The organism is Mycolicibacter sinensis (genome assembly GCF_001667945.1).
Lineage (GTDB): Bacteria > Actinomycetota > Actinomycetes > Mycobacteriales > Mycobacteriaceae > Mycobacterium > Mycobacterium sinense_B.
Map to the genome: position 1 here is coordinate 14073 of NZ_LZJK01000094.1, position 14547 is coordinate 28619.

16 protein-coding genes are annotated in these 14547 nt (G+C 67.4%); 9 read left to right on the forward strand and 7 right to left on the reverse strand.

Annotated features, from left to right (window positions below; translation table 11 throughout):
• The first annotated feature begins 163 nt into the window (after positions 1-163).
• The 5 genes from A5694_RS13355 to A5694_RS13375 all read left to right on the forward strand — a co-directional run bounded on the left by A5694_RS13355 (position 164) and on the right by A5694_RS13375 (position 5384).
• Positions 164-1108: a hypothetical protein gene (locus A5694_RS13355; protein WP_064922318.1), complete on the forward strand. Its 945-nt coding sequence runs from the start codon at positions 164-166 to the stop codon at positions 1106-1108.
• A 119-nt stretch (positions 1109-1227) separates the two neighbouring features.
• The gene (locus A5694_RS13360; RefSeq protein WP_064922319.1) at positions 1228-2085 is read left to right on the forward strand and encodes an SDR family NAD(P)-dependent oxidoreductase; all 858 of its coding nucleotides are present in this window, start codon (positions 1228-1230) and stop codon (positions 2083-2085) included.
• Between the two features lie 11 nt (positions 2086-2096).
• A complete protein-coding gene (locus A5694_RS13365) occupies positions 2097-3017 on the forward strand; it encodes a hypothetical protein (RefSeq protein WP_064922320.1) in 921 nt (306 codons plus the stop codon).
• Complete coding sequence (locus A5694_RS13370; protein ID WP_109535683.1) at positions 3001-4488, forward strand: flavin-containing monooxygenase; 1488 nt, start codon at positions 3001-3003, stop codon at positions 4486-4488. Before A5694_RS13365 ends, A5694_RS13370 begins: the two co-directional genes overlap by 17 nt.
• Positions 4485-5384 carry a MerR family transcriptional regulator gene (locus A5694_RS13375; protein ID WP_064922322.1) on the forward strand — a complete coding sequence of 300 codons (900 nt, stop codon included), beginning with the start codon at positions 4485-4487 and terminating at the stop codon, positions 5382-5384. Before A5694_RS13370 ends, A5694_RS13375 begins: the two co-directional genes overlap by 4 nt.
• A gap of 8 nt (positions 5385-5392) precedes the next feature.
• Here the strand turns inward: A5694_RS13375 and A5694_RS13380 are convergent, their stop codons facing one another.
• The 4 genes from A5694_RS13380 to A5694_RS13395 form a co-directional block, all read right to left on the reverse strand.
• Entirely contained in the window at positions 5393-5662 is a 270-nt protein-coding gene (locus A5694_RS13380; RefSeq protein WP_064922323.1) for a metal-sensitive transcriptional regulator, read from the reverse strand.
• A 71-nt stretch (positions 5663-5733) separates the two neighbouring features.
• Positions 5734-7080 (reverse strand): salicylate synthase, encoded by a 1347-nt coding sequence (locus tag A5694_RS13385; protein WP_064922324.1) that lies wholly within the window; start codon positions 7078-7080, stop codon positions 5734-5736.
• A 68-nt stretch (positions 7081-7148) separates the two neighbouring features.
• On the reverse strand, positions 7149-7637 hold the full coding sequence (locus A5694_RS13390) for a hemerythrin domain-containing protein (protein WP_064922325.1): 489 nt from the start codon (positions 7635-7637) through the stop codon (positions 7149-7151).
• Positions 7634-8572 (reverse strand): Rieske 2Fe-2S domain-containing protein, encoded by a 939-nt coding sequence (locus A5694_RS13395; RefSeq protein WP_428844275.1) that lies wholly within the window; start codon positions 8570-8572, stop codon positions 7634-7636. Before A5694_RS13395 ends, A5694_RS13390 begins: the two co-directional genes overlap by 4 nt.
• 561 nt (positions 8573-9133) lie before the next feature.
• Between A5694_RS13395 and A5694_RS13400 the strand changes: the two genes are divergently transcribed.
• A complete protein-coding gene (locus A5694_RS13400; RefSeq protein ID WP_064922327.1) occupies positions 9134-9436 on the forward strand; it encodes a hypothetical protein in 303 nt (100 codons plus the stop codon).
• A gap of 98 nt (positions 9437-9534) precedes the next feature.
• Here A5694_RS13400 and hemW read toward each other — a convergent pair whose 3' ends face one another.
• The 3 genes from hemW to A5694_RS13415 are packed head-to-tail and all read right to left on the reverse strand — an operon-like array spanning position 9535 to position 11694.
• Entirely contained in the window at positions 9535-10704 is a 1170-nt protein-coding gene (hemW, locus tag A5694_RS13405; RefSeq protein ID WP_064922343.1) for a radical SAM family heme chaperone HemW, read from the reverse strand.
• A 46-nt stretch (positions 10705-10750) separates the two neighbouring features.
• Positions 10751-11158 (reverse strand): transglycosylase family protein, encoded by a 408-nt coding sequence (locus tag A5694_RS13410; protein WP_064922328.1) that lies wholly within the window; start codon positions 11156-11158, stop codon positions 10751-10753.
• Complete coding sequence (locus tag A5694_RS13415; protein WP_234786524.1) at positions 11155-11694, reverse strand: hypothetical protein; 540 nt, start codon at positions 11692-11694, stop codon at positions 11155-11157. Before A5694_RS13415 ends, A5694_RS13410 begins: the two co-directional genes overlap by 4 nt.
• Positions 11695-11821: 127 nt before the next feature.
• Here A5694_RS13415 and A5694_RS25275 point away from each other — a divergent pair, with 127 nt between their 5' ends.
• The 3 genes from A5694_RS25275 to A5694_RS13425 all read left to right on the forward strand — a co-directional run bounded on the left by A5694_RS25275 (position 11822) and on the right by A5694_RS13425 (position 14511).
• Positions 11822-11992, forward strand: coding sequence for an Ms4527A family Cys-rich leader peptide (locus A5694_RS25275; protein WP_419179704.1), 171 nt, complete (start codon positions 11822-11824; stop codon positions 11990-11992).
• A gap of 111 nt (positions 11993-12103) precedes the next feature.
• Positions 12104-13783 carry a nitrite/sulfite reductase gene (locus A5694_RS13420; protein ID WP_064922329.1) on the forward strand — a complete coding sequence of 560 codons (1680 nt, stop codon included), beginning with the start codon at positions 12104-12106 and terminating at the stop codon, positions 13781-13783.
• Entirely contained in the window at positions 13780-14511 is a 732-nt protein-coding gene (locus A5694_RS13425; protein ID WP_064922330.1) for a phosphoadenylyl-sulfate reductase, read from the forward strand. Before A5694_RS13420 ends, A5694_RS13425 begins: the two co-directional genes overlap by 4 nt.
• Positions 14512-14547 lie beyond the last annotated feature (36 nt).

Consider the following 14547-nt stretch of genomic DNA (forward strand, 5'->3'; position numbering starts at 1 on the left):
CGCTACACGACCATCGAAAGTAAGGTTAGCCTTACCCTAGTTTGTGACCGTCGACACATGGTTAGGTAAGGCTTGCCTCGCGCTCACGGATCTGTCTAAGGTAAGCCCGCGTTCTAAATGCACAGCAACCTCACGCCAGATGAGGTCACGATAAGGAGAAGCAATGAAGCTCGCTCTTGCGGACGGATCCCTCGATCGCGGTGCCGCATCCGACTTTCTTTCTACCCCCCGCACCAACCGGCTCCTGGCCGTCGGTGTCGCGCTGGCCGGTGCCGGTGTGATCGCCGTCAACCCGGTCGCGCCGCTGATCCCGCTGGGGGCACACCAAGCTGCCGTGCAGCTGGCGAACACCACCTCGGAGAACCTCGAGTACCTGACGGACCTGCTCAACCAGCCGAACCCGCTCAGCACGGCCCTCGGCGAACTCGGCAGCTACTACAGCGAAGTCGCCCAGAACAGCTTCGCCGGGGTGCAGGAAGGCCTCGAAGTCATGTGGTCCGGTGGCGGCCGGGTCATCGGCCTGGAGAACCTGATCCCGCAGGTCACCGAGTTCCTCCAGCAGGGCGACACCCTCAGCGCCTGGAACCTGATCAACAACGACATCCTGTACAATATGAACGGCATCTTCCAGCCGCTCTTCGACCACACCGTGCGTGGCACCGGCGAATTTGTGCCCGGCGTCATGGGCATCGGCGCCGACATGACCCATGTTTGGGCAAACGTGCAGGAAGTCTTCGGCGACTTCAACTTCTGGAAGACCTCCTTCAAGTACCTGTTCGAACCGCTCACCGGCTTCCAATTCGCGTTGTCGGAGAATCTGACCGGCGTACCCGACGGCATCGAGCACGTGGCGCAGGACCCGTTCGACGCACTGCTCAACGGCTACATCACCTGGGACTCCGAAACCGGCGAGAACACCGGCCAGTGGTGGGGCCTGCTCACCGAGCAGGGCACCGTCTCCTACTTCCTCGACTACCTGCCGAGCAAGATCGCCGAGGCGTTGACCGCGAACCTGCCGGTGGACGAGGTCGTGGACCCCGACGCCGGCGGGGCGCTCGCGGACGCCAACCTGTTCGACCTGGACTGGCTCACCGGCCTCTTCAGCTAGCGGTACCACCGCCTGCGCCGTCGCGTGTGGGCAACGGGCCGGGTTTGGGCGTTACTGTCCGAACCCGGCCCACAACATTGCCATTGACTAATGTCACCATTGGCAGTTGACTCGATCACATGATTCTCGGGCGATCGCCGAAACGCAGCCATGGAGCCTCCGCGGTCGTCACCGGCGCCGGCAGCGGCATCGGCGCCGCCTTCTCCATCGAACTCGCGCGCCGCGGCAGCGCCGTGGTCTGCAGCGACATCGACGATGACGCCGCTCAGCGCACCGTCGACACCATCGCCGCCACGGGCGGGCGTGCCACCGCCGTCCAGTGCGATGTCTCGCAGATCGATGCCGTCACCGCGCTGGCCGAAGCTGCGCAGGTCTGGTTCGGCGGACCCCCCAGCCTGGTGATCAACAACGCCGGTGTCGGCGCCGGCGGGCAGCCCATCGGCGAGATGGCGCTGGACGACTGGGACTGGACCCTGGGCATCAACCTGTGGGGCCCGATCCACGGCTGTCACGTCTTCACCCCGCTCCTGCGTGAGGCGCGGTTCGATCAACCCCGCGGCATCATCAACGTCGCCTCCGCCGCGTCGTTCGGTGCCGCCCCGGATATGGCGGCCTACAACGTCAGCAAGGCCGGGGTGCTGTCCCTGTCGGAGACCCTGGCGGCCGAATTATCCGGGACGGGAATCGGTGTCACCGTGCTGTGCCCGACGTTCGTCAAGACCAACATCGTCGAATCCGGCCGGATCAGCGCGCAATCCAGCGAGGCCGCCAACCTGTTGATGCGCTGGACCGGGCTGTCGGCGCAGCGCGTTGCCCGCGACTGCCTGGACACCAACGACCGCGGTGGCCTCTATTGCATGCCGCAGCTGGACGCCAAGATCGGTTGGAACATCAAACGTTTCGCACCAGAGACATTCACTCGAACCATCGGGCTGGCATTCCGTGCGAGCGCGGCTTTGCCGGGCCGGACCGACTGAAGGAGAAGCAGATGGCTCTCGACATGGACGTCATGCTCGCCAAGATCAAGGACCGGCAGTGGGCGCTGGCCGATATCGACTGGGACGCACCGGGAGCCGAGCTGATCCGCCCCGAGATGGCGCCGAAACTCAAGAAATTCATGGCAGACCTGTGCTGGATCGAGAACATCGGCGCCCGCGGCTTCGCGGCCATGGCGCGCAAGGCGCCCACCGCGACGCTGGCCGAGATTTACCGCTACTTCCATGCCGAGGAGCAACGTCACGCCAACGCCGAGCTGGCGCTGATGAAGCGCTGGGGCATGCTCGAAGACGGCGAGATGCCCGAGCCCAACGTCAACATCCGGCTGGCGATGCAGTGGCTCGACGACTACTCCGACGACCTGCCGCTGTCGGTGCTGGGCACGGTGATTCCGATGCTGGAGGTCGCACTCGACGGGGCGCTGCTCAAGTTTCTGCTCGACGAGGTCGACGACCCGGTCTGTCACCAGGTGTTCGAGAAGATCAACAACGACGAATCCCGCCACATCGCCGTTGATTTCGAGGTGCTGGAGATGATCGGGCACGCCGACGCCCGCCGGCTGGCCATCGAGTTCGTCGGCACCGTCGCCTCCCCGTCCCTGATCGTCGGGGCACTGATCTCGATTCCGCTGCTCAACCGGATCCGCAACGAGGTGATCGGGATGGGTTTGGATCCCCAGCGGCTCTACTCGGCGTTGATGCGTTTCACGCAGCTCGGTGAACGCGGCGAACACACCCGTCGGGTACCGGCCTACCAGGTGGTCAAGCGCTACTCGGGCTGGATGGCCAACCCGGACAGCCCGTATCACCTGCTGGCCAACCCGGCGGTGTGGGTCTCCGGCTTCTATCCCAAGCGACTGCTCAAGCCCATCCCGAGCTGGTTCAAAGAGCTCACCCATGAGCCGGCGGCCTGACGTGGCGCGCGCGCACGTCTACCAGACACTGATCGTGGGCGCCGGCTTCAGCGGGATCGGCGCAGCGATCAAACTCGCCGAGTCGGGACTTGCCGGCGATGACGAGATCGTGATCCTGGAACGCAGCGACCGGGTCGGTGGCACCTGGCGCGACACCCGCTATCCCGGTGCGGCGTGCGACATTCCGTCGCTGCTCTATTCGTTCTCGTTCGTCGCCAATCCGGCTTGGTCGCGGGCCTACCCATCGGCGGACGAGATCTGTGCGCATATCGAGGACATGGTCGACCGCTTCGACCTGCGCCGGCACATCCGGTTCGGCACCGAGGTCACCGGACTGGCATTCGACGAAGGCAAGGGCACGTGGACGGTTTCGGCCGGGCGTAAGAAGTTTCGGGCCCGCACCGTGGTGCTGGCCTCGGGCCCGCTGCCCGACGCCAGCTTCCCGGCCATCCGCGGCCTGGAGACCTACACCGGCCACAAGATCCACAGCGCCCGCTGGGACCCCCACTACGACTTCACCGGCAAGAAGGTCGCGGTCATCGGCACCGGCGCCAGCGCGGTGCAGATCATCCCGGAGCTGGTCGAGCAGGCCGGATTCGTCAAAGTCTTTCAGCGCACCCCAGGCTGGGTGATGCCCCGCCTGGACATGGCGATGCCGGCGAGCGTCCAGGCGTTGTTCGCCAAGGTCCCCGCCGCCCAACAGCTCGCCCGGCAGGCCCTGTTTTGGGGGCATGAGGCCAGCGCCACCGCACTGGTGTGGAACACCCCGCTCAGCGGCCTGGTCGCGCAACTCGGCAAAGCCCACCTACGGGCGACGGTCAAGGATCCGTGGCTACGCCGCCAGCTCACCCCGGACTTCACACCCGGCTGCAAGCGCATGCTGATCTCCAGTGACTACTACCCGGCGCTGCAGCGCGACAACTGCAAGCTGATCGACTGGCCGATCGCCACGATCAGCCCGGCCGGCATCCGCACCAGCGACGGCGTGGAACACCACCTCGACGCCATGGTGTTTGCGACCGGCTACGACGTGCACCTGACCGGACCTCCGTTTCCGGTCACGGGGCTGGGCGGCAGGTCACTGGCCACCGACTGGAGCGGCGGTGGCAAGGCCTTCAAAAGCATTCAGGCACACGGCTACCCGAATCTGTTCTTCATGACCGGCCCCAACTCCGGGCCCGGCCATAATTCACTGCTGGTGTACGTCGAAGGTCAAATCGACTACGTGGTGCGCGCCGTCGGCGCGATCCGCGGCCGGAACCTGCGCTACCTGGACGTGCGGGACAACGTGCAGCGCCGGCACAACGAACGGATCCAGCGACGCCTGGGCAGAACAACCTGGATGTCGGGCTGTCGCAGCTGGTATCTGACCGAGGACGGTTTCAACGCGTCGATGTACCCAGGGTTTGCAACGCAGTATCTTCGGCAGATGCGCAGTTTTCGCCTCTCCGATTACCACGCGGTGGCATGAGCGCACCGGACCGTCCCGCCAAGCCCGACTCCATCGCCGGCGTGCTGGCCAACCTGCGGCGGGTCCCCCGCCGGGTGCGGCGCGAGTCTCGCGAGGTGATCGAGGCTGCGGTGACCCAGCTCTTCGAGATCGTGGTGCGCCACCCGGGCGGCAACACGGCGTCGCGGGAGTACCGGATCGACGACTTGGCGCGGTTGGCCGGCACCACCACCCGCAACGTTCGGGTGTATCGGGACCGGGATCTGCTGCCGCCGCCGCGACGAGTCGGGCGGATCGCGCTATACAACGACACCCACTTGACCCGGCTGCGCCTGATCACCTCGATGCTCGACCGCGGCTACACCATCGCCCACGTCAAGGAGATGGTGGGCGCCTGGGAACAGGGCAAGGACCTGGGTGACATCCTGGGCCTGGAGAGTGCGATCGCCGGTACCTGGACCACCGAGCGGCCTGAGACGGTGTCTCGCGCCGAGGCCGAGCGACGCATCGGTGACCCGCCGGCGATGCGGCGATTGGTAGAGCTCGGAGTGATCCGCCTCGGTGGGGCCGACGACTCGCTGGCCACCATCACCCGCCCCAAATTGATCGATGCCTTCAATGAGGTCCGCGGCTACGGCATTGGCATCGACAAGCTCATCGACCTCTATGAGCAGTCGCTACCGCACATCGACGCCATCAGCCAGATGCTGGTGCGGGCCGGCGCTGAACACGTGCTGACCCGCATTCAGCCCGGTTCGCCGCTGCCGGCCGACACCGAGATCGCCGAGCTGATCGGCATGCTTGTGCGGTTCCGCACCCAGGCGGTCGCATCGGTCACCGCCACCCTGGCGTCGTCCATCGAGTCCACCATCGAGTCGATGGTCAGCGGCCTGCTCGCCGATTCGCTGCTGCACTGACCGGCGGGTCAGGCCAGCGCGAGGAACAGCTTCTCGAGTTCATCCTCGGACAACGGAGCGTTGCCGCTGCCGGACTCTCCGGCGAGGCATTCCCGCAGCCCGCTGGCGACGATCTTGAAACCCGCCCGGTCCAGCGCCCGCGAGACCGCAGCCAGCTGGGTGACCACGTCCTTGCAGTCCCGGCCGCTCTCGATCATTGCGATCACCCCGGCGAGCTGGCCGTGCGCGCGGCGCAACCGGTTCAACACCGACTTGACGCTGTCGTCGTCGCCTACCATGTGAGCTCCTCTCCGCGAAACCACCATGATACCCGGCGGGGTATCTGCGTGCAGGAACGTCACAGCGCGGCTCAGCGGTGAGCGATCAGGTACGGCGCCAGCGTCGCCAGCTTCTCGCAGGTCTCCTCGAACTCCCGCTCGGGACGGGATACGTCGATGACACCTGCACCGGCCCGCAACCAGGTCCGTCCGTCGCGCTCGTAGGCGGCGCGCAGTGTCAACGCGGCATCCAGCCCGCCGGCGGCGGTAAACATCACGACCGCACCGGAATACAGGCCCCGCGGGCAGTCATCGAGGCGCAGGATGGCGTCGAACCCGGCGGGCTTGGGAATGCCCGACGCGGTGACCGCCGGGAACAGCGCCTCCAGTGCGTCCATCCGATCCCGCGACGGGTCCAGCCGACCGGAGACCGTCGAGCCCAGATGCTGAACGCTCCCCCGCTCCCGCACCGTCATGAAGTCGGTGACCGCGGCGCTACCGGGTTCGGCGACCTCGCCGATCTCATCCATCGAGGTGCGCACCGAGATCGCGTGCTCCACAATCTCTTTGGCGTCGGACTGCAGCTCGGCGCGAACCGGCCCGTCGACCGCGGGATCGCCGGTGCGCGCCCGTGTCCCGGCAAGCGGCTCAGTGACCACCACGCCGTCCTCACGCACCTCGGCCACCAGTTCCGGACTGTAGCCGAGCGCGCGAATCCCACCGAGCCGCAACAGAAACGACCGGGCCGGGGTGTTGTGCCGCCGCCCCAGCCGATAGGTCGACGGAAAGTCCAGCACGAACGGCACGTCGACGCAGCGCGACAGGATCACCTTGCGATAACGGCCGGCGCAGATCTCGCCGACTGCAGTGGCAACCCGCTGACGATAGCCGGCGGCGTCGGCATCCACCTCGATCCGGGTCGGCTCAGCGAGGGCCGGGACGCCGTCGGCCAGCAGCCGCTCCAGCGCCGCGGCGTCTCGGTCGCCGGCGCCGAACATCTGCACCTTCTCGGCGGTGACCACGATGCGGGTGCGCGGCCAGAACACTCGCGCCAGAGCGGTTTTCGGGGCCAGCCGATCCTGCAGCCCGAAGTGGTAGGCACCAAACTCGAAGGCGACCCAGCCGAACGCCTGGTCCGTCTCCAGCAGCAGCCGATCCACCGCCTCGCCGAGCACCACGGCGGGCCGGCCCTGCCAGGACTCGCGACGGATCACCCCGTCCCGGACGGTGCGCAATTCGTCGCTGTCCAGCTCGACTGCGGCGCGCACGCCGATAGCCAACGTCCAGCTACCGTCGCGCTCGTAGAGCAGGTACTCCTCGCCGTCGCACTCCGGCAGCGCCGCCGCCAGTTCGGCTGCCAGATCGGCCGGGTCGACGCCCGGCGGAAGCAGAACCGACCGCGACGTTTCGGGAACCGTTTCGACACCGAGCTCGGACACAATTAGTAAATGTAGCCTAACCTATCAACCAGTGCCCGCCCGGCCCATGATCGTGGCCCGGCCGCCGGTTACAACGCCTGCAGCAGCCTGGCTCGCACCTTCACGCGGAGCTGCTCGAACTTGGAGTTGCGCTGCCGCTCCATCTCGGCGGCCATCCGATTGCCCAGCTCTTCCAACTCGGCCTCGGTCAGCTCCACCGGCGCGGGCGGCGGTACCAGGTCACGCTCCTCTTCGTCAGCGTGGGCTTCCAACACGGTGAGGAAGGAATCCCACTCCTCGACGTGCCGTGGCGAGCCGGCCGGCGTCCGCAGCGCGACGGCGAGCTGGTCGTAGATCTGCCGGTGCTCGGCGTGCGCGATCGCGATGAGCCTGCTGGCCGCCGCCAAGGCCGGGTAGTAGATGTCGTCCTCGATCTTCATGTGGATGGTGAACTCCCGCAGCAGTTCATCGAGGATCTCCTGACGCTCGGCCGATCCGACCGGGGCGGCCCTGAACCTGGCGCCCAAGCCGCGCAGCACGTTGTGGTGATCGCGTAAAACGTCGTAGGCGTTGCTCACTGTGCGATCTCCTCCGCCGATGCGATTTCCGGACACTGGCCGGGTTTCGGGTCCAGGTACCTCACCCGGCCGACGCCGAGCGGAGTCGCTACACCCTCGCGCAGCTCGACCATCCCGTCTTTCACCCGCGCCTGGTAGCAGGGCAATGGGGCGGCGGCCGGTCCGCGCAGCACCACACCGGTGTGCAGGTCGAACTGCGAGCCATGCCACGGGCAGACCAGACGGCCGCGGTCGACCCAACCGTCCTCCATCGGGGCTGCCAGGTGCGGGCACCGGGCGGCAAACGCCGAGACGTTGTCGCCGTCACGGCACAACACCACCCCGACACCGTCGACATCGACCCGCGTGGGCTTGTTGCCGGCCGGAAGTTCGGCCTCCGGCAGCAGCGGCGTCCACGTGTCAATACGCAGGCGTTCACCGGACTGGTCCATACCGATCCCGGAGCCGAACACCAGCGCACCGCCCAAAAACCCGCTGCCGCTGGTGATTGCGTAGCCGACCGCACTGGTCACGATGCCCCGCCCGTGCCGGCCACGGCGCCGGTCCCGCCAGGACTGGATGTAAAGGCCCGTGGCGACGAGGTTCAGCACCCCGTGCACCAGGCCGATCCGCCGGTCGGATTCGTGGGTGTGCTGCCAGTCGGTCACGCCGGTGGCCGCGGAGGCGAAGTTGGCCAAGATCCCCAGGCCCAGGGCGCGCTGGGCGAATCGCGACGCGTCGAGCGCCTCGGTCGACGCCCTGCCCGGCAGCAGGCCCAGCGCATCCAGGGCCACCGTCGTCCCGAGGGCACCGGTGGTCAGCGACGCCAGCGGCGGATGCACGGGGTGGCCGAGCCAGACGCCGTTCAAGAAATTGGTCACCCGGTTCCGCGCCCCGCCGAACGCGTTGAACGCGAAGCTGAGCACGTTTTCCAGCCGGTAGCTCGGCCGGTCCATCCACGCTTGGCGCCCGAGAAAGTCCAGCACCCGCCCGCCGGCCCCGCGGGCCCGGTCCTCGGCGCCTTGCGCCCGTTGAACTGCCATCCGATCGGCCCTCCATCTGACTGCGCCACGACTCCTCGTTTGCGGACTCGAAAGCGCAGTGTATCCGCATTTGCGGCATCCAAGCAAATAACGTGTCGCGATATTGCTAACCGGCTGTATCTTCCGTCCCGGCCGGTCGGACCCGCACCTCCGACCATCCTGAACCATGTTGGCTATCAATGTCTTTGGCAGTGCTACGGAGGCGCAAACGGCCGCCGGGAAGCTTTCCCGCGAACGCCAAGGCAGGATTGCTGTGAATCCCGTGTCCGTGACGATTCCACGGCAGATCTTGCGCTACTTCGATGCGTGATTGTCCGCAGATTTGGATCCAGCCGGCGCCGCCCGGGGCTCGCCGAGGTCGGTGACGTCGAGCACCGCTGAGCGGTAGTGGTGATGTGTTACAGGCGTTCACGATTCGGTATCGGTCCCCACACAACGGTTGGCAGCGACCGCATTCGTGTGGAATATAGAGTCATGCTAAGTATTCGGAAACTCATCGCACCGATGTTCGTTGCCGGAGCCGCAACGGCGATCGCCCTCGCCCCGACCGGCGTGATACTGGCGACCGCACCTGCGGGTTCGGCAAACCACAGCGTCGTCGCCCAACCGCACGGTGCCGGCGGCCCCGATGGCAACGGCGGCGGCAGCGGCTGCGGCCACGACGCCGGCTGGCAGGGCTGCGGCGGCTTCATTCCCGGCCAGGGCGGCTTCGGCCACGGCTGCATCCAGGGCATCTGCGGCAGCTGGGACGGCGGCCGCGGCTGGTTCAGCGGCTGACCAGCCCCACCGTTGCTGCCCGTAGGCCGGGCACCACACCAGGTGGCCGAGCTCGGTACAGCGCCCCCATCGAACCCGCCGCGAAAGCCTGACCCCGGTTAGCCCAGCAGCGAACGCACCACCGCGTCGGCCAGCAGCCGGCCGCGGTCGGTCAGCACCAGCCGGTCCCCCTCGGTGCACAACAGACCGTCACCGACAGCCATTCTGGCGCGTTCGCGTTCGGCCGGATCCAGAACCGCCAGCGGCAATCCCTGGCGCATCCGCATGCGCAGCATCACCTCTTCGGTGTGCCGGTCGGATGCGGTGAGTTCCTCGAAGCCCGCGACGGGCAACGTCATCTCCCCCAGGAGTTGCGCGTAGGTGTTGGGGTGCTTGACATTCCAATAGCGCAGGGCGCCGTCGTAACCGTGCGCGCCCGGGCCTGCGCCCCACCACCGGCCACCGCCCCAGTAGCCGAGATTATGTCGGCAGGCCGCGCCCGGCCGGCTCCAGTTGGACACTTCGTACCAGTCCATCCCGGCGGCACGCAGGGTGTCGTCGACCAGTTCGTAGCGATGCGCCAGCACGTCGTTGTCGGGGGTGGGCAGTTCCCCGCGCCGCACCCGCCGGGCCAGCGCGGTGCCGTCCTCGACGATCAGGCCGTAGGCCGAGACGTGATCGACACCTGCTTCCAGGGCGGCATCCACCGAACGCAGCAGATCGTCGTCGGTCTCGCCGGGGGTGCCGTATATCAGGTCGATGTTGAGGTGTTCGAAGCTCGCGGCCAACGCTTCCCGTGCGGCGGCCACCGGGCGGCCCGGCGAGTGGATGCGGTCCAGGGTCGCCAGCACCCGCGGGGACACCGACTGCATTCCCAACGACACCCGGGTATAGCCGGCGGCGCGGATGGTGTCGAAGAACTCCGGCGACGTCGACTCCGGGTTCGCCTCGGTGGTGACCTCGGCGTCGTCGGCCAGTCCGAAGTGTTCCCGCACGTGCTCGAGCACCAGTGCCAACCGCGCACCGCCCAGCAGCGACGGCGTGCCGCCGCCGACGAATACGGTGTCAGCGCGCGGGCCTCCCAGGCGAACGGCGGCCAACTCCAGTTCCCGGGCGAGCGCCGCCACCCAGGCGTCGGGGTTGGCGCCGCCCAACTCCGCCGGAGTGTAGGTGTTGAAGTCGCAGTAGCCGCAGCGGGTGAAACAGAACGGCACGTGCACATACACCCCGAACGGGCCGTCATGGCCGCGGTGCACCTCGGGCAGCGTCGCCGCGGTCGGGGTGGGCATCATAGGGCCCGATCATCCCACGGGCCGCGGGGCGGCGCAGTGCGCCTCAGCCGGCCTGAGCGTCCAGTCCCGCGGTGTCGTCGAACAGCGCCGACAGATAGTGGGTCAGCGACCCCACCGGCGCCGCCCCGGCGCCGCTGGTGGCAGAAACACCGCGGGACGCGCAGGTCGGCCAGGCACCGGGCCCCTGGTTGGCCATGATGCGCTTGGCGACGGCGATCTGCTGCTGCGGGCTGGCCTGCGACGGCAACCCGACCCCGCCGTTGGCGTCCCAGGCGGCCGCACTGATCTGCAAGCCGCCGTAGTCGCCGTTACCGCTGTCGGCCGCCCAATTGCCGCCGGATTCGCATCTGGCGATGGCTTCCCAGTTGATCGGATCGGCGTTGGCGGCGCCGGTCAGTTCGGCGGCACCGACCAGCAGCACGCCGGCGGTCAGCGCTGTGAATTTCCTCATACCAACTCCACCTTGCTGGCCAGCCAGCGGCCGTCGACCTTGTCCATGGTCATCCGGATCCGGCTGCGGTCCATCACCGGTTCGGGGTTGTCGGCGTTGCGCACCGCCTGGTTGACCATCAACACCACCACGGCGTGGCTTCGATCGGCGGATTTGACCACCGCTTCGGCGACGTGGCCGCGCGCGGTCGCCTTGTTGTCGATCAGCAGCTGACGCAGCTTCGCCCCGGACCGGACGTGCATGCGGTTGAACTCACCGGTGGACCCTTCGGCGATGTTGGCGAAGCTGCGGTCGACGTCGTCGGCATCAATGTCCGTCAGCCGCAACACATATGCCTGGGCGGCCTGCAGCGCCTGCTCCCCGGCCTGGTGGGTTTCGTAGTGCTGGACGGCCAACCAGCCGCCGCCGCCCACGCCGGCCAGCAGCGTTGCGATCGCCAGCCAGCGCCGCAGCACGGCGCGTCCGTTAGCCCGCGGGGACGGTTCCGGTACCGGCGGCGGTTCCCACAACTCCCACCCGAAGTCGACGACACTCACCTGTCCCACCCGCCTTCCAATCAGCTTCCAATCAGCTGTTGCGTGCGGCTCCGCATCCGGGTCCGCACGGTCCCGGTCTGTCCCGATCCGGCCCTCCCGCCCCGACCGCGTCGCCGTCGGGCCCCCAATGAGTTTTGCGCACGCTGATCACAACTTTGCGCCGGTAAGGAAGATTTTCGGCATCCATGGCATAATCGGCCGCGTGACTGCCGCCTACTGCACCGCGTCCGGGGTTGCCTTGGTGGCTCGGCGGCACATCGATCTCAAGCGGGTTTGCAGCTGTCGCTGTCTGCCTTGATGTCGTAGAACCGCCCACCTGTACTTTCCAGCTGGCCGCCGGATCTGCGCCGCCGGAGACAGTCGCCGGTTATCCGCGTCAATCCCGCCAGCTCCTTTGTGAAGGAGAATCATGACCGCCACTTCGTCCGCTCCTCCGAGCAGGGCCAAGCGCAGCGAGGCCCAGTGGGCGCTCGGCGAAACCGAACCGGTCAACCACAACGAGCAGTTCAAGCAGGATGACCCGGCCCTCAACGTCCGGGAACGAATCCTCGAGGTCTACTCCAAGCAGGGCTTCGATTCCATCACCAAGGACGACCTGCGCGGCCGATTCCGCTGGATGGGGCTCTACACCCAGCGCGAGCAGGGCTACGACGGCACCTTCACCGGCGACGAGAACGCCGACCTGCTGGAGGCCAAGTACTTCATGATGCGGGTGCGCTGCGACGGCAAGGCCTTGTCGGCCGCCGCGATGCGGACCCTCGGCGAGATCTCGGTGGAGTACGCCCGCGGCACCGCCGATATCTCCGACCGCAACAACCTGCAATACCACTGGATCGAGATCGAGAAGGTTCCCGAGATCTGGGACCGGCTGGCCGCGGTCGGGCTGCAGACCATGGAGGCGTGCGGCGACTGCCCGCGCGGCATGCTGGGCTCACCGCTGGCCGGGGAGTCACTCGATGAGGTGCTCGACGCCTCCCCCGCCCTGGACGAGATCGTCCGGCGCTACATCGGCAAAGCCGAGTACGCCAACCTGCCGCGCAAGTACAAGACCGCGGTGTCGGGACTGCCCGACGTCGCCCACGAGATCAACGACATCTCTTTCATCGGCGTCAACCACCCCGAGCACGGCCCCGGCCTGGACCTGTGGGTGGGCGGCGGCCTGTCGACCAACCCGATGCTGGCGCAGCGCCTCGGCGCGTGGGTCCCGCTCGAGGAGGTGCCCGACGTCTGGGAGGCCGTCACCCGGTTGTTCCGCGACTACGGCTACCGCCGGTTGCGGTCCAAGGCCCGGCTGAAGTTCCTGCTCAAGGACTGGGGCCCGGAAAAGTTCCGCGATGTTCTCGAGACCGAATTCCTGGGCCGCAAACTGATCGACGGGCCGGCTCCCGCCCAGCCCACCGCCACCATCGACCACGTCGGGGTGCAAAAGACCCGCAACGGCCGCAACGCGGTCGGGGTGGCCCCGATCTCCGGTCGGGTGAACGGGGCGACGCTGCTCAAGGTGGCCGAGCTGATGGAGCAGGTCGGTTCGGACCGGGCACGGTTCACCCCGTACCAGAAGCTGATCATTCTCGACGTTCCCGACGAGAAGCTCGACGGGCTGCTCACCGAACTGGACGCGCTGGGCCTGCCGGCCAACCCGTCACCGTGGCGACGCAACCTGATGGCCTGCACCGGGTTGGAGTTCTGCAAGCTCTCATTCGTCGAGACGCGGGTGCGTGCGCAGTCTCTGGTGCCCGAGCTCGAAAAGCGCCTCGATGATCTCAACGCACTGCTGGACGTGCCGATCACCGTCAACATCAACGGGTGCCCGAACTCGTGTGCCCGAATCCAAGTGGCCGACATCGGATTCAAGGGCCAGATGATCGACGACGGCAACGGCAATTCGGTCCCGGGCTTTCAGGTGCACCTGGGCGGCAGCCTGGGCGCCGACAGCGGGTTCGGCCGTAAACTGCGCCAGCACAAGGTGTTCAGCGACGAGCTCGGCGACTACATCGACCGGGTGGTACGCAACTTCATCAAGGGCCGCAACGCCGGTGAGCGATTCGCCCAGTGGGCGGTGCGGGCCGACGAGGGCGACCTGCGATGAGGCCCCACACCGAGGACGAACTGCGTGAGCTGGCCGCCAAGGGCGCCGCGGAGCTCGACGGTGCCACTGCTACCGAACTGCTGGAGTGGACCGACGCGAACTTCGGCGGGGTGAACGGGCCCCGTGGCGGCGCGACCTGCAACTACGTGGTGGCGTCCAATATGGCCGACGCGGTGCTGGTGGACCTGGCAGCCAAGGTTCGCGCCGGGGTTCCGGTGCTGTTCCTCGACACCGGCTATCACTTCGCTGAAACCATCGGCACCCGCGATGCGGTGGAGGCGATGTACGACATCTCGTTGGTCAACGTCACGCCCGATCAGACCGTGGCGGAACAGGACGCCGCGCACGGCAAAGACCTGTTCGCATCCAACCCGGCGCTGTGCTGCCGGCTGCGCAAGGTTGAGCCCTTGGCCCGCACGCTGCGCGGCTACTCGGCGTGGGTGACCGGGCTGCGCCGGGTGGAGGCGCCGACCCGCGCCAATGCTCCGCTGATCAGCTTCGACGAGCAGTTCGGCCTGGTGAAGGTCAACCCGCTGGCGGCGTGGACCGACGAGGACATGAACGCCTACATCGCCGCCAACAATGTGCTGGTCAACCCGCTGATCGACGAGGGATACCCGTCGATCGGGTGCGCACCGTGCACCATCAAACCCGCGGCAGGCGCCGATCCGCGCAGCGGACGCTGGGCGGGCCTGGCCAAGACCGAATGCGGGCTGCACGCCTCGTGACCACGCGCGTCGCGACGATGCAGAGCGCAGCGATCT

Bases quoted from the DNA above. Each gene is read 5' to 3' on its own strand.
- A5694_RS13400 (WP_064922327.1), top strand. From the start codon at position 9,134: ATGCTAAGTATTCGGAAACTCATCGCACCGATGTTCGTTGCCGGAGCC.
- A5694_RS13420 (WP_064922329.1), top strand. From the start codon at position 12,104: ATGACCGCCACTTCGTCCGCTCCTCCGAGCAGGGCCAAGCGCAGCGAG.
- A5694_RS25275 (WP_419179704.1), top strand. From the start codon at position 11,822: ATGAGTTTTGCGCACGCTGATCACAACTTTGCGCCGGTAAGGAAGATT.
- A5694_RS13395 (WP_428844275.1), bottom strand. From the start codon at position 8,572: ATGGACCGGCCGAGCTACCGGCTGGAAAACGTGCTCAGCTTCGCGTTC.
- A5694_RS13365 (WP_064922320.1), top strand. From the start codon at position 2,097: ATGGCTCTCGACATGGACGTCATGCTCGCCAAGATCAAGGACCGGCAG.
- A5694_RS13360 (WP_064922319.1), top strand. From the start codon at position 1,228: ATGATTCTCGGGCGATCGCCGAAACGCAGCCATGGAGCCTCCGCGGTC.
- A5694_RS13370 (WP_109535683.1), top strand. From the start codon at position 3,001: ATGAGCCGGCGGCCTGACGTGGCGCGCGCGCACGTCTACCAGACACTG.
- A5694_RS13375 (WP_064922322.1), top strand. From the start codon at position 4,485: ATGAGCGCACCGGACCGTCCCGCCAAGCCCGACTCCATCGCCGGCGTG.
- A5694_RS13425 (WP_064922330.1), top strand. From the start codon at position 13,780: ATGAGGCCCCACACCGAGGACGAACTGCGTGAGCTGGCCGCCAAGGGC.
- A5694_RS13410 (WP_064922328.1), bottom strand. From the start codon at position 11,158: ATGAGGAAATTCACAGCGCTGACCGCCGGCGTGCTGCTGGTCGGTGCC.
- hemW (WP_064922343.1), bottom strand. From the start codon at position 10,704: ATGCCCACCCCGACCGCGGCGACGCTGCCCGAGGTGCACCGCGGCCAT.
- A5694_RS13380 (WP_064922323.1), bottom strand. From the start codon at position 5,662: ATGGTAGGCGACGACGACAGCGTCAAGTCGGTGTTGAACCGGTTGCGC.
- A5694_RS13355 (WP_064922318.1), top strand. From the start codon at position 164: ATGAAGCTCGCTCTTGCGGACGGATCCCTCGATCGCGGTGCCGCATCC.